Origin of the sequence: Halovibrio sp. HP20-59 (assembly GCF_033052795.2) — a bacterium.
In the GTDB taxonomy this organism is placed as follows: Bacteria; Pseudomonadota; Gammaproteobacteria; order Pseudomonadales; family Halomonadaceae; genus Vreelandella.
Window position 1 is genome coordinate 183,480 of sequence record NZ_JAWJUW020000002.1, and the last position, 14,148, is coordinate 197,627.

The 14,148-nt window shown below is 53.8% G+C and carries 14 protein-coding genes; 6 read left to right on the plus strand and 8 right to left on the minus strand.

The features are described 5' to 3' along the window. Positions 1–34 precede the first annotated feature (34 nt). Together gcvP and gcvH are read right to left on the minus strand one after the other, a co-directional pair. Positions 35–2,929 (minus strand): aminomethyl-transferring glycine dehydrogenase, encoded by a 2,895-nt coding sequence (gene gcvP, locus RZA33_RS03040; protein ID WP_317506374.1) that lies wholly within the window; start codon positions 2,927–2,929, stop codon positions 35–37. 83 nt (positions 2,930–3,012) lie between these two features. Further along, positions 3,013–3,402: a glycine cleavage system protein GcvH gene (gcvH, locus tag RZA33_RS03045; protein ID WP_317506375.1), complete on the minus strand. Its 390-nt coding sequence runs from the start codon at positions 3,400–3,402 to the stop codon at positions 3,013–3,015. Between the two features lie 363 nt (positions 3,403–3,765). Here gcvH and RZA33_RS03050 point away from each other — a divergent pair, with 363 nt between their 5' ends. Together RZA33_RS03050 and gcvT are read left to right on the plus strand one after the other, a co-directional pair. After that, positions 3,766–5,163, plus strand: a complete 1,398-nt coding sequence (locus RZA33_RS03050; RefSeq protein ID WP_317506376.1) for a sodium:alanine symporter family protein — start codon at positions 3,766–3,768, stop codon at positions 5,161–5,163. 111 nt (positions 5,164–5,274) lie between these two features. Beyond that, entirely contained in the window at positions 5,275–6,387 is a 1,113-nt protein-coding gene (gene gcvT, locus RZA33_RS03055) for a glycine cleavage system aminomethyltransferase GcvT (RefSeq protein WP_317506377.1), read from the plus strand. A gap of 57 nt (positions 6,388–6,444) precedes the next feature. Here gcvT and RZA33_RS03060 read toward each other — a convergent pair whose 3' ends face one another. From RZA33_RS03060 to RZA33_RS03070, 3 genes are all read right to left on the minus strand, one after another. Continuing rightward, positions 6,445–7,350 (minus strand): LysM peptidoglycan-binding domain-containing protein, encoded by a 906-nt coding sequence (locus RZA33_RS03060; protein WP_317506591.1) that lies wholly within the window; start codon positions 7,348–7,350, stop codon positions 6,445–6,447. A 26-nt stretch (positions 7,351–7,376) separates the two neighbouring features. After that, on the minus strand, positions 7,377–8,258 hold the full coding sequence (locus tag RZA33_RS03065) for an acyltransferase (protein ID WP_317506378.1): 882 nt from the start codon (positions 8,256–8,258) through the stop codon (positions 7,377–7,379). A gap of 108 nt (positions 8,259–8,366) precedes the next feature. Continuing rightward, positions 8,367–9,263 (minus strand): LysR family transcriptional regulator, encoded by an 897-nt coding sequence (locus RZA33_RS03070; protein ID WP_317506379.1) that lies wholly within the window; start codon positions 9,261–9,263, stop codon positions 8,367–8,369. A 213-nt stretch (positions 9,264–9,476) separates the two neighbouring features. Here RZA33_RS03070 and RZA33_RS03075 point away from each other — a divergent pair, with 213 nt between their 5' ends. Both RZA33_RS03075 and RZA33_RS03080 read left to right on the plus strand, forming a co-directional pair. Then, complete coding sequence (locus tag RZA33_RS03075; RefSeq protein ID WP_317506380.1) at positions 9,477–10,175, plus strand: CoA transferase subunit A; 699 nt, start codon at positions 9,477–9,479, stop codon at positions 10,173–10,175. 65 nt (positions 10,176–10,240) lie between these two features. After that, entirely contained in the window at positions 10,241–10,906 is a 666-nt protein-coding gene (locus RZA33_RS03080) for a CoA transferase subunit B (RefSeq protein WP_317506381.1), read from the plus strand. Between the two features lie 39 nt (positions 10,907–10,945). Here RZA33_RS03080 and RZA33_RS03085 read toward each other — a convergent pair whose 3' ends face one another. Together RZA33_RS03085 and RZA33_RS03090 are read right to left on the minus strand one after the other, a co-directional pair. Next, positions 10,946–11,713, minus strand: a complete 768-nt coding sequence (locus RZA33_RS03085) for a DUF1338 domain-containing protein (RefSeq protein WP_317506382.1) — start codon at positions 11,711–11,713, stop codon at positions 10,946–10,948. 148 nt (positions 11,714–11,861) lie between these two features. Next, a complete protein-coding gene (locus tag RZA33_RS03090) occupies positions 11,862–12,125 on the minus strand; it encodes a GrxA family glutaredoxin (protein WP_317506383.1) in 264 nt (87 codons plus the stop codon). Between the two features lie 169 nt (positions 12,126–12,294). Between RZA33_RS03090 and hybE the strand changes: the two genes are divergently transcribed. Beyond that, positions 12,295–12,720 (plus strand): [NiFe]-hydrogenase assembly chaperone HybE, encoded by a 426-nt coding sequence (gene hybE / locus RZA33_RS03095; protein ID WP_317506384.1) that lies wholly within the window; start codon positions 12,295–12,297, stop codon positions 12,718–12,720. Positions 12,721–12,788: 68 nt separating this feature from the next. Continuing rightward, positions 12,789–13,562 (plus strand): 3-hydroxybutyrate dehydrogenase, encoded by a 774-nt coding sequence (locus RZA33_RS03100; protein ID WP_317506385.1) that lies wholly within the window; start codon positions 12,789–12,791, stop codon positions 13,560–13,562. Positions 13,563–13,568: 6 nt separating this feature from the next. Here RZA33_RS03100 and RZA33_RS03105 read toward each other — a convergent pair whose 3' ends face one another. Then, entirely contained in the window at positions 13,569–14,108 is a 540-nt protein-coding gene (locus tag RZA33_RS03105; RefSeq protein WP_317506386.1) for a response regulator transcription factor, read from the minus strand. Between the last annotated feature and the right edge of the window lie 40 nt (positions 14,109–14,148).

Here is a 14,148-nt window from a genome sequence, read left to right on the forward strand (position 1 = left end):
CACCAGGGGCGTTGCAAAAATGACTCATCGCCTTTTAGTCGCGATATTCGTCAATGCTAGGGCAAGAGCAAATCAATTGACGGTCGCCAAACACGTTGTCGACGCGGTTGACGGCGGGCCAGTATTTAGCGGCTTGCACCGCGGCGGTCGGGAAGGCCGCTAGCTGACGGTCATAGGGTCGCTGCCATTCGTTATCCATCAGGTCCGCTTGAGTGTGTGGCGCGTTAACCAGCGGGTTATTGGCCAGTGGCCACTCACCGCTTTCTACGCGGGCAATCTCTTGCCTAATCGCTAGCATGGCATCGCAAAAACGATCAATTTCATAGAGCGACTCAGATTCGGTCGGCTCGATCATCAGCGTGCCCGGCACTGGGAATGACATTGTCGGCGCGTGAAAGCCGTAATCCATCAGGCGCTTGGCGATATCTTCTTCGCTTATCCCCGAGGCAGCTTTGAGCGGCCGAATATCGATAATACATTCGTGAGCAACGGTGCCGTTCTGGCCGCGGTAGAGAATCGGGAATGACGTTTCCAGACGTTTGGCAATGTAATTAGCGTTGAGGATAGCGAGCTCGGTGGCCTCACGCAGACCGCGAGCGCCCATCATCTTAATGTAAGCCCACGAGATGGGGAGTATAGAGGCGCTGCCGAAAGCCGCTGCGGACACCGCGCCGCTCTCAGCGTTTACACCGTTGATCGGCGTGACCACGTGGTTTGAAACGAAAGGCGCAAGGTGGGCTTTAACACCGATAGGGCCCATGCCTGGGCCACCGCCGCCATGGGGAATGCAGAACGTTTTGTGCAGGTTGAGGTGAGACACATCGCCGCCAAAATCGCCGGGGCGAGTTAAGCCTACCTGGGCGTTCATATTGGCGCCATCGATATACACCTGGCCACCGTTGTCGTGAACGACCTTGCACGCGTCGCGCACGCTGGTCTCAAATACGCCGTGAGTCGAAGGGTAGGTCAGCATAATGGCGGAGAGCTGATCGCGGTGCTGCTCAGCTTTCTGACGCAAATCCGCCATGTCGATATTGCCGTTTTGATCACACTCGACGACCACCACTTTCATCTGCACCATGGCTGCCGAGGCTGGGTTAGTACCGTGGGCGGAGCTAGGAATCAAGCAGACATCGCGATGCCCCTCACCCTGGGCCGCCTGATAGCGGCGGATGGCGACCAGACCGGCATATTCACCCTGAGCACCGGAGTTGGGCTGCATCGAGATATGGTCGTAACCAGTCACTTCGACCAAAAAGGCCGAAAGCTCGTCAATCATCTGCTGGTACCCAGCCACCTGGTCGCGGGGAGCGAAAGGGTGCAGATGCGCGAACGATGGCCAGGAAACGGGAAGCATTTCGCTGGTGGCGTTAAGCTTCATGGTGCAGGAACCGAGCGGAATCATCGCATGGGCAAGCGACAGATCTTTATTCTCAAGGCGCTTTAAATAGCGCAGCATTTCGGTTTCGCTGCGGTAGCGGCTAAAGGTGGGGTGAGTTAAAAACTCACTGTCACGACGACAGGCAGCGGGAATGCCGGTGGTGCCGTTAGCGATAGCGTGTTCATCCAAGGTCGCTACAGAAAGCCCGTGCTCGTCACCGAGCAGTACATCAAACAATGCCGCCACGTCATGGGCAGTGGTGGTTTCATCAAGGCTGATGCCCACATCACCATTGGCAAAGTAGTGCAGGTTAATATCGTGGGTCATGGCGCGACCATGGATTTTGCCCGCATCGATGCCGGTCAGGCGCAGTGTATCAAACCAGCTGCCATGGCCGAGCGTCACGCTTGCTTGCTTAAGGCCCTCTGCCAACAGGGTTGTCAAACGGTGAACGCGACCAGCGATCTTGCGCAACCCTTCAGCACCGTGATAGGTGGCGTAAAAGCCTGCGATATTGGCCAGAAGTGCCTGTGCCGTACAGATGTTCGAGGTCGCTTTCTCTCGGCGGATGTGCTGCTCGCGGGTCTGCATCGCCATGCGCAGGGCGGTGTTACCACGGCTATCTTTAGAGACACCGATAATCCGCCCTGGGATAGAGCGTTTGAGCTTATCGGAGGTGGCGAAGAAAGCCGCATGGGGCCCGCCAAAGCCCATTGGCACGCCAAAGCGCTGGGAGTTGCCCACCACAATGTCCGCGCCAAGTTGGCCGGGCTCTTTAAGCAGCACCAGGCTTAATAGGTCTGTTGCCACGCAGGTCATAATATTGCGCTCAGCCGCTGTGCTTAATAGCGGTGCCAGGTCGTGAATTTCACCACTGGCGGACGGGTACTGAAGTAGCGCGCCAAAGACATCATGCTCGGCCAACGCGTCGGCTGGGCCGGTAATTAGCTCAAAGCCAAAAAACGCGGCCCGGGTTTTAACCACGTCCAGCGTTTGTGGGAAAACGTCGTCAGCCACAAAAAAGGCGTTGGATTTACTTTTCTTGTTGCCACGTTTGCAGAGCGCCATGGCTTCGGCGGCGGCGGTGGCTTCATCAAGCAGTGATGCATTCGCCAGCTGCATGCCGGTTAAATCCATGACCACTTGCTGGAAGTTAAGCAAACCTTCCAGGCGGCCCTGGGATATCTCGGGCTGATAGGGCGTATACGCTGTGTACCAGCCCGGGTTTTCCAGCACATTACGCTGAATCACTGCAGGCATGTGGGTGCCGTAATAACCCTGACCAATATAGCTTTTCGCCACACGGTTTTGCCGCGCTAGCTGGGCTAAATAATCCAGAGCTTCAGTTTCGCTACGCGGTTCGTCCAAGGCCAGTTCGCGGCCAAGGCGGATATCGCTCGGCACGGTCTGCTCGATCAGGTCTTCCATGCGCTGCATGTTGAGCGCTTGTAGCATGCTGGCCACATCATCGGCATTGGGGCCATTATGACGTTTGATAAAGGCATCATGGTCGGCCAGCTCGGCCAGGCGGCGTGTTTCAAAAGACATGGGTAGATTCCGAACGTGAAGAGAGAACCGTGCAGGGATGAAAAGCGAAGTGCCTGCCGGAAAAGGCAAGCACAGTAGTGCGATTAATCGTCGTCGCTTAGCGTGGCTTGATAGGCATCGGCGTCTAGCAGGTCGTCAAGGGTGTTGCTGTCTAAGCGTACTTTCATCATCCAGCCGCCTTCGTAAGGGGCTTCGTTGACGTTTTCTGGCGAGTCCTCAAGGGTATCATTGACTTCGATAACTTCGCCAACAACCGGCGAGTAAAGGTCAGACGCGGCTTTGACCGACTCAACGACACCAAACTCTTGTCCCTTGGATAGCGCAGTCCCCACTTCAGGTAGCTCAACAAACACCACATCCCCGAGCGCCTGCTGGGCGTGATCGGTGATACCCACGGTGACAGTGCCATCTTGATTATCAAGCACCCATTCGTGGCTTTCAGCGTAACGAAGATTGGCAGGAAGATTGCTCATGATGGTTTCCTATGTATGAAACAGTTTTCTGGACCCGAGCATATTAGTGCTTGTTACTTGCACTATCGGGAGGGGCTAGCCGAGCCAATAAATGCTGCATGTTAACGTGTTTCCAATCGGAAACAAATTCCTTCCTGGCTCTCCCTAAGTGTAATGAAGTAAGTGGTTCTGATACCGTTACGGAGATGCATCGGGTTGCCAAAAAAGGGGCATTCTCTATGCGTAAGCGACATCCGTGTAGATGCTTGCTAAGTTGATGGTGTAAAACGTTTACCGCGTAGCCTGATCAGCAAAAGCAGCACCAGGGGTAGCCAATGATGAATATTAACCAACAATACACACCAACGGGGTAAGGAGAAACGCGTGGAAACATTAACTAGCCTACTTAGCGCGATCAACAGCGTGGTCTGGGGACCCGTTATGTTGATTTTGTTGTTGGGGGTGGGGATCTATTTACAAATTGGCTTGAAACTGATGCCGATTAGAAAGCTCGGCATGGGTTTCAAGCTAATGTTGGCTGGCCGTGATGCCAAGCCAAGTGCTGATAAAAAAGACGCTGATGAGGGGGAAATATCGCCCTTTGAAGCCTTGATGACATCGCTTTCAGCGACTATCGGCACCGGTAATATTGCCGGTGTGGCCACGGCCATTGCCTTGGGTGGTCCTGGCGCGGTTTTTTGGATGTGGATCACGGCATTAGTCGGCATGGCGACCAAATTTGCTGAAGCCGTGCTGGCGGTGCGTTACCGTGAAACCGATAGCACTGGCTTCCACGTCGGTGGGCCGATGTTTTATATCAAAAACGGTTTGGGTAAAAAATGGCTGTGGCTGGGCGGCGTCTTCGCTTTTTTTGGTGCCGTAGCAGCGTTTGGTATTGGTAATACCGTCCAGTCGAACTCCGTGGCGGATGCCATGGACGCAACTTTTGGTGTCCCGCACTGGCTGACCGGCCTCATCATTATGGTGCTGGCAGGCGCGGTGATTTTGGGGGGGATCAAACGGATCGCCAAAGTGGCAGGCAAACTGGTACCCATTATGGGCATTGCCTATGTGGTCGCTGGCCTGTTGGTATTAATTATTAATGCCGGGCAGATTGGTGAAGCCTTTGGCCTGATTTTCTATTACGCCTTTAACCCCATGGCGGCAGCCGGTGGTTTTGCCGGGGCAGCAGTAATGGCCGCGATTCGGTTTGGTGTAGCGCGGGGCATCTTCTCCAATGAAGCGGGCTTGGGTAGCGCGCCCATTGCGCATGCCGCGGCCAAAACTAAAAACCCGGTGCGCCAGGGCTTAATCGCCATGCTGGGGACCTTCATCGACACCATCGTTGTGTGCACCATTACCGCTCTGGTGATTTTGACCTCTACCGTGTGGATCGACGGCGAAGCCGGTGCGTCGCTCACCGCACTCTCGTTTGACGCTGCACTGCCTGGCTTTGGTAATCAGATCGTTGCAGTTGCGTTGGCCATTTTTGCCTTTACGACCATTCTGGGCTGGTCATTTTATGGCGAGAAATGCTTCCAGTTTCTGTTTGGTACACGCTCCATTATGATTTATCGGGTGTTGTTTGTATTGGCAATCCCACTTGGCGCTATCGCTCAGCTAGGCTTTATCTGGCTAATGGCGGATACCTTCAACGCCATGATGGCGATCCCGAACCTGATTGCCTTGGCACTGCTGTCACCGGTAGTCTTCAAGTTGACCAAGGATTATTTCAACGGCAAAGATGTGTTGCCAGGTGAAGAGCTGGGTCACGACCAATAAGCAGTAGGGTAAAAAGTGACAGAGTCGGGAAGGCACTTGATGGGTGACTTCCCGTTCTCTTTTATAAGCGAGCCTTTTTTTAAATAAGTCATCGTTAAGTGAGGAATCCCCATGTCTGAGTTAAAGCAAACGCCGCTGCACGCGCTGCACCGCAAGTTGGGCGCTAAAATGGTGCCTTTTGCTGGCTATGATATGCCGGTGCAGTACCCGCTAGGGGTTAAAAAAGAGCATGAACACACTCGTCAAAAGTGCGGCCTGTTTGATGTTTCGCATATGGGGCAGATCATCGTTTCTGGCCATAACGTCGCCGAGGCACTTGAAACCTTGATTCCGGCTGATTTAGTGGGGCTTGAAACCGGCGCGCAGCGTTACGGACTTTTCACCAACAATGAAGGCGGCATCATTGACGATTTGATGGTGGTCAACGCAGGCGATCATTTTTATTTGGTCGTCAACGCTGCCTGTAAAGACCAAGACCTGGCACATTTGCGGCTCAATTTAGCGTCAACACATACCATTGAGCCACAAGAGCGGGGCCTGCTGGCGCTGCAAGGCCCCCAGGCAAGTGATGTGATGCAACGGCTTTGCCCGGCAGCCTGTGATTTGGTGTTTATGCAGCATGGGCGCTTCACCATTGCCGGGCAGCACGTCTGGGTGAGCCGCAGCGGCTATACCGGCGAAGACGGCTTTGAAATCTCAGTCGCTGCCGATGCCTGTGAAGCCTTCGCCGAACGGTTATTAGCCGAGCCAGAGGTAGAGGCCATTGGGCTGGGTGCTCGGGACTCGCTGCGTTTAGAGGCTGGTTTATGCCTCTACGGTCACGATATGGATTCGCAGACAACCCCCGTTGAAGCGAGCTTGATCTGGGCGATTGGTAAACCGCGCCGCCATGGCGGTGAACGCGCCGGTGGTTTCCCCGGTGCTGAAGTTATCCTGCATCAAATCGATGCTAAAGATCACACGCGCAAGCGCGTTGGCTTGTTAGCAGACGGCCGGGCACCGGTGCGTGAGGGCGCGTCGCTGGTTGATGAAGCAGGCAACACAGTGGGTGTGGTCACTTCGGGCAGCTTTGGCCCGAGCGTCGGTAAACCGGTGGCAATGGGCTATGTCAGTCGCAAGCTGGAAGCACCGAAAAGCTCGGTGTATGCCATTGTACGCGGCAAGCAGTTGCCCATGGTGGTGACCCCCATGCCGTTTGTGAAACCTGGCTACTATCGCGGTTAACCCCTTGGCTCTGCAGAAGCAGCGCCAAGGTATTTCCAGTATTAAGCGGTTTGATGTTCAGCGCAGTACCTGTTTGGGGTCGATAGGCTTGCCGCCTTGGCGAAGATCAAACAATAAATCATAGCGCTGGGTTGAATCGCTTTGGCCGACTTCGCAAAGCGGGTCGCCAGCGCTAACCTGCTGACCCACCTTAACCACTATGCGCTCACATAGCGCGTACACGGTTTGTAAATTGTCGGCGTGATGCACGATGACCACTTCGCCTAGCTGGCGCATGCCATCCGCAAAGCGCACCTCGCCGGGGGCGACGGATTTAGCCTGGGCACCCGCCTGGGTGGCAAGCAGCATAGGCTGCAGCGTGCCACGGCTATCTGGACCGTAGCGGCGAACCACACGGTAGTCGTCCAGCGGCCAGGGCCAGCGACGCGCCGAGGTAGGTAGCGACTGGCTGGGAGCGCTACTGGCAGCGGCGGGTTTGCTAGTGTTTGAGGATGTGCGACTGGGACTAGTGCTACCCGCTGTGGCATTGCTTAAGGGAACGGCCACTACTTGGCCGACTCGCAAGCCGGTGGGCGATGCGCTGGGGTTGGCGCTCTGAATGCGCCCACTGGTCGTAGCAAAGTGCCGGGCGATACTTGAAAAGGTATCACCGGGTCGGATTTGGTAACGGTAGGGGCCGCCAGAAGGCGCGCGCTCTTGCTGGGTGGGTATCAGCAGGCGTTGACCGACTCTCAGGCGATGAGTATCCGCGCTCGGGTTAAAGCGCTGTAAACGTTCTAGGGGAACGTTGGCCCGCGTTGCCAGCTTCCCGAGCGTATCGCCACGCTGTACCTCTACCCAGTTGCCGCTGATCTGACTGGCGCTGGGGACTGATGCGCGCTGAGAGGACGATGGCGGCGCGCCGGCACAGCCGGAAAGCGCGACCAGAACGGTCACTATAACCGCCCACACGGCTAACCCCATTAGCAGGCGAGCGGTTAACCAGCTGGCTAGTCGTGATCGGTGCGGTTTTCCAGCATGCCGTCTTTTTCCAACCAGAGTGCATTGATCCATGTGTGGAAGCGTTCCTTTTGCTGCTTTTCGTCGTGGTTATCTGGCGCGTACATCCACTGTGGAATGTCCAGTTGCTTGGCGTGCAAAGTGACAGATCCCTCTTTGCCGCATAAATACCCCCAAAAAGTAGGCGAGGGATTGGCATAGCTGATCGTGACATCCAGGATACCATTCAATTGGTTGCCTAGCAGGCTAAGCACCTGTGCCACACCGCCCGCCTTAGGGCGTAACAAATGACGATAGGGGCTCTGCTGTGCGTCGCGCTTAGCAACGCTAAAGCGCGTACCCTCGACAAAGTTGAAAATGGCAATGGGCGTGTTGCGTGCTTTTTGGCACATGCGCTGGGTAGCGATGCGGTCAATGGTCGCCAAACGCGGGTTTTTGGCTATTTGTGCGCGACTAAAACGGCGCATAAACGGAAATTCCAGCGCCCAAAAAGCCAAGCCGACGATGGGAATCCAGATTAGTTGACGCTTTAGAAAAAAACGCGGCATTGGAATACGCCGGTGTAACGCCATTAGCAGCATAAAAATATCGGTCCAACTACGGTGATTGGAGATGACTAGCCACCACTGCTGAGGGCTCAAATGATGGGGGACGCTGGCGTGAAGCTCGGGTTTAAGCCAATGGCGCATCCACCATAAATTAAACCCAATCCAATTTAGCGCGACCGCATTTAAACCCTGTAATACCCGCTGCTTCAGTCGCTGCCCAGGGGCAATAATTTTGAGTAGGGTCAGCAAAATAAGCGGTACGCCCCAGAATAGTGTGTTGAGCGTCAGCAGTAGCGCGCTGACAAGCCCCTTAAAGATAGGCATACCAAGTTTCCTTACCGTCAGACGAAAGCTCATTAAGATTGAATGCTAAAGGATCGTCGCCGCGCTGCCCAGCATAAACCCAACGAATAGAAGCATGTTAAGTGTTATTTAGCTAAGGCTTAAGCAGGGCGCTTGCACCGTTTTGCATAAGACGGTGCGTAACGCATGGGCCGCGACTGACAGCTCTTGCTGAGTCAAAATGCCCACGCGGCAAGAAATACCTGGGGTTGTTAGTGGTATGCACCGTGCGCCCAGCTCGTGCATTTGACGAATGCACATTGAAGGCACCGCACTGACGCCCAATCCGTCGGCAACCATTCGCCCCACCGTGGAAAGCTGGTGGCTTTCAAAAGCCACCGGGAGTGTCATGTGTTGCTTAAGTAGTTCCTGCTCAAGTAAGCGGCGTACCATTGATGGGCGCTGAAGGGTAATAAAGTCGTGTTCAAGGAGCTGCGCCCACGATAGCTTTGCGGACTGATTTAACGTAGAAGCAGGGGGTACTACAGCGACAAAGTGGTCTTCAAACAGCGGAGTAAATAGCAGGCTGCCGGTGCCTTCAGGGGAAAAGGCGATGCCCAGCTCTACTTGGCGTGAGCGCACCATTTCGGTGACTTCTTCGTTAATCACATCATGTACGGTGATATTGATTTTAGGGTACTGCTGGCGAAATTTAACCAACGCCGCAGGGAGTAGGTTGCAGGCAAACGCAGGCATCGCTGCAATGCTAAGCCGACCCAGTTGGAGGGTGAAACGCTGACGTAACCGTTCTTCGGTGTTGTCCCATTGGGCAAGCAGGTGTTTGGCAAGCGGTAGCAACGATTCGCCTTCTGGGGTTAGTCTGACACTACGGGTGCTTCGAATTAACAGTTTGCCACCCAATGATTCTTCCAACCCTTTAATGGCCAGACTTAGCGCTGGTTGAGAAAGGTGGAGCCGCTCGCAGGCCTGGGTAAAGCTAAGGGTTTGGGCGACCGCAAGAAAGGCGCGAAGCTGTTTGACGGTCATGGCATACCCTTTCATAAGTTTTAAAAATAAATTGATAAGAAAAACAAACTTAACAAATATATCATCAGCGACAACACTGAAGCTGCCTAAAGCAGCAGTTAACGTATCACCGACAGCACATTTCAACGACAGTAGCTATCAACGGCAGTACTTATCAAAGACAGTACTTATCAAAGACAGTACTTATCAACGACAACAACGCGAGGCACAACAATGGCAGGATTCGATAAGCGTGTGGCTTCTTACCAAGAAGCAATGGAAGGCATCGAAAGCGGTATGACCGTGCTCGCCGGCGGCTTTGGTTTGTGCGGTATCCCCGAAAACCTGATCGCTGAAATTAAGCGTCGTGGTGTCGATAATCTCACCGTCGTTTCCAATAACTGCGGGGTGGACGGCTTTGGACTGGGCATACTTCTTGAAGATCGCCAAATTCGCAAAATTCTTGCCTCTTATGTGGGTGAGAATGCCCTGTTTGAACAGCAAATGCTTAATGATGAAATTGAAGTGGTCTTAACGCCTCAAGGCACGCTGGCTGAGAAAATGCGGGCGGGAGGCGCGGGTATTCCTGCTTTTTACACCGCTACCGGTTATGGCACGCCGATTGGCGAGGGCAAAGAAGTCCGCGAGTTTAATGGCCGTCACTGTATTTTAGAAGAAGCCATTATCGGCGATTTTGCCATTGTGAAAGGCTGGAAGGCAGACCGCTATGGCAACGTAATGTACCGTCATACGGCGCAGAACTTTAACCCTATGGCCGCCACCGCGGGGAAAATAACTGTGGTAGAAGTGGAAGAAATTGTTGAGCCGGGAGAGCTTGAGCCGAGCCAGATCCATACCCCAGGTATTTATGTGGATCGGATTATTCAAGGCACGTTTGAAAAACGCATTGAAAAACGCACGGTGCGCAGTTAACGCGCTGCACAGCTTCAAACGTCTCACTTGCTTCTCATTTAACGATTCAACAAGAGGAAGGCACCATGGCCTTAACACGTGAACAAATGGCTCGGCGCGTCGCCCGCGAACTCGAAGATGGTTTTTACGTCAACCTGGGTATCGGTATCCCCACCCTGGTTGCCAATTATATTCCCGACGGCATCGATGTCATGCTGCAATCTGAAAATGGGCTGCTGGGTATGGGCCGATACCCGACTGAAAGCGAGCTGGATCCGGATATGATTAACGCTGGCAAAGAGACTGTCACGGCCCGCCCAGGGGCGGCAATTTTCTCCTCCGCTGAATCCTTTGCCATGATTCGCGGTGGTCACGTCGACTTAACCGTGCTGGGTGCCTTTGAAATTGACCAGGAAGGCAACATTGCCTCGTGGATGATTCCTGGGAAGTTGATTAAAGGGATGGGCGGCGCCATGGATTTAGTCGCTGGTGCTGAGAATATTATTTGCACCATGACTCATGCCTCTAAACATGGCGAATCCAAGCTGTTGGAGAAATGCGAGCTGCCCCTGACCGGTGCAGGCTGTATCAACCGTGTGTTAACTGATCTGGCGTACCTTGAAATCAAAGACGGTGCCTTTATTCTCAAAGAGCGTGCACCGGGTGTTAGTGTCGAAGAAATTATCGATAAAACAGCGGGTAAGCTGATTGTTCCCGACCATGTCCCCGAGATGACTTTTGTCGACGACTAAAGACGAAATGGCGTAAGGCCCGCCGATGAAAATCAGGTCTTACGCCATTACACAGCGGGTATGGTGGGGTAGCAGTACCTCGGCCACGCGCTCGTGATCATCTTCTACGTGTTTTTGAACCAGTGCCAAGCCGCCTAAGCATAGCCGGTGTTCGTCTCCTTCACCGAACACCATTTTTTGCGGTGTTGTCGGGTAAAAGCGATGATCAAGCAGCGAAGAAACCGCGAAGACGCCGTTTTGTTGGCCATTTAAGCTTGGCATGCCGACGTCTCTAAGTTGTTGGTCCAAGGTTGTCAGTGGCTCGCCCAGCTGGCTGCAATCGTAGCCAGCATGATGCAAACGAGGGCCCATCACGGCAAGCCAGGCGGCAAGTGGATGAGCGTATTGCAATTGTTGGTAGAGCGGCCACGACGGCATGGGCCAAGGCCGGCCGCGGCATAGTAAGTTGTGTCCTTTGCAGTCTTGAGGATGTGACTGCTGCACGAGTGCTTCTAAGGCTTCGCGAGGCGACTTGGAAAGCGTGCCCATCTGCAATTCCGCTAGCACCAGCCAACTACTGCTGTCGCTTGGCGCCAACAGGTGAACCAGCAGACCTTTATCGGCCATCGCAAAGTGGCCGACCGGGCGATACCCCATGTGTGCTAAGTTGCCAGTAAGCGCCGTAGCGGAAAAAGGGCCGTAATTCAGGGTGACCAGAGTGAGATACTCGGCTTCAGCGGAGAGCGGCCATAGCCGCAGTGCACCGATGTCGGGGTGGGTATGTATATAGTCAAGCCACAGCTGCTGTACAAACTCCTGACGCTGCATAGTGAACTCCTTGCCCAAATAAAAGTGGTGGCGCAGCCTAAGTCGAGTAATTACTCAGTATAGGCAAACGCGCGAAGCAAGGGTTCAACGGGTATTAACGGCATCGAATCGGCACGCCATTAGAAAGCGAGCAGGAGAGCAGAAAACATCAAGAGGCAAGCAGCTGCTTCTCGCGTACGAACTGGTCGAACTCAGTAAAGCCGCCCACGTGGGTTTGATCAACAAACACCTGCGGTACGGTATGAATTGGCTTTCCAGCGGTTTTGGCAATATCTTCTTTGGTAACGCCTTCAGAAGGCATATCGACATAGCGAAAGCCCTCAATTTTATTAGATTTTTCTAACTGCTCAGCAAGCTGCTTTGCGCGCACACAGAAAGGGCATGATAGGCGTCCAAAAATAACCACAAACATAGGTGGCGCTCCTTTGCGATAAATGGGGAAGTAGCATCGCGCTTGTTATTGCTAATATAGCCAAGCGCTAAATTCGTACTCATTGTCGCTGAGCAGAGCGCTTTACGCCAATAGCAGCTTGCTACGCTGACAATTAATGCCGGTTATCACTGAAATACCAAGGACTTTTATGCAGACGCTCAGCGCTGATGAATACGCACTTCTCGCCGAGTTGGCAAACGCATACCGCGATGTGCACCTGCCGGTCATCAAACAAGCGGAGAAATGGAACCCGCGCCTGGGGGTGGATGCGCTATGTTTTCAACATTACGGCGTTGAATACCTAGTAGGCGCATTAATTACCCCCTGTGAGCTATGGTTAGTGGCGGTGCCTGACCAAACCCAGCTTAGTAACCCTTTGGCAGATACGTTAACGCTTGCATTACCCTCGGGGCGCTACCGTTTATCTTTTGAGCAGCTACCGGGCGGTTATGCGCTCTATAAGCGCGTCATTTTGCATGATTTAGGCGAATTAGACAGCCTGCAGGAGGCTGCTAGGCTGGCGCAGCGAATGATGGCGCGTTTAATGCAGTCTGCGGAAGAAACCAACACTTAGTCATACGTGGCTATACTCAAAGTGACTTCACACAATGATTTTCATCCACTAAGCGAAAGGAAATACCTATGACCTCCCCAGCTGTTACAACGCCGCGAGTTGCGCTGGTCACCGGCACTAGCAGTGGTATTGGTGCTGCCGTGGTTAAGCATTTTTGCGAGCTAGGCCACCAAGTGCTTGCGGTCGATTATAATCCGGCGGGAAAAGCCATTGCTGAAGACGCCGGTGCGGCCTTTTTTGAAGCGGATTTGACTGACCCTGGTGCCTGCCGAGCCGCGGTGGCTGATGCGGTGAAGCGCTTTGGCGGCGTCGACATCCTGGTCAATAATGCAGGTATACAACACGTTGCTTCAATTGAGACGTTTCCCGAAGAGAAATGGCGGCAAATTATGGATCTGATGCTGACGGCGCCGTTCTTGCTGACGCAAGCCGCTTGGCCGCATATGCGTGCAAAGGGGTGGGGGCGCATCATTAATGTGGCTTCGATACACGCTCAGGTAGCCTCTCCCGGTAAAGCCGCCTATATCAGTGCTAAGCACGGCATGATTGGATTGACCAAGACAGCGGCGCTGGAAGGCGGCGAGCAGGGCATTACGGCTAATGCGGTTTGCCCTGCCTATGTGAAAACGCCATTAGTGGATAACCAGATTGCTGATCAGGCCAAGCTGAATAACATGGACGAGAAGGAAGTCGTTGAAAAAATTATGCTGAAACAGGCGGCGATCAAGCGCTTGATCGAGCCTGTAGAAGTAGCGCAATTAGTCGCCTACCTGGCCTCTGATGCCGCCGGTGCGGTGACCGGGTCGAGCTTTAATATTGATCTGGGTTGGACGGCGCATTAAGTAGGTCTAACGACGCACGGGACGTTTTTGTAATTTGCGCTGCAGGGTACGGCGATGCATGCCCAATGCCCGCGCGGTGGCGGAAATATTGCCGTCGTGCTCCTGAAGCACTTTCTGAATATGCTCCCAGGTGATGCGGTTAATCGAAGGCGGATTGTCAGCCAGTTCGGTGTCTGGGTCACCTTCCTGGCGCTCAAATGCCGTGAGTACATCATCCGCATCCACGGGTTTGCACAGATAATTAGCGGCGCCGAGTTTTATCGCTTCCACCGCGGTGGCAATGCTCGAGTAGCCTGTCAGCACCACAATTCGGCACTTGGGCACTGTGGCAAGTAGCTCGGGCAGTAGTTTTAACCCAGAACTATTTTCAAGCTTGAGATCAAGGGTCGCCATGGTCGGTGAGAACTGGGCGGCCATCGTCAATGCTTGCTCGGCATCATGGGCGACAATGACTTCATAGCCGCGCCGACTCAGGGCGCGATTGAGTACATGACAAAACATTTCATCGTCATCAATGATCAGCAAGCGTTGCTCTTGAGTTGGCATTATGTCCTCAATCCATTTCTGGGAGTGCTTGGGTGGCCAG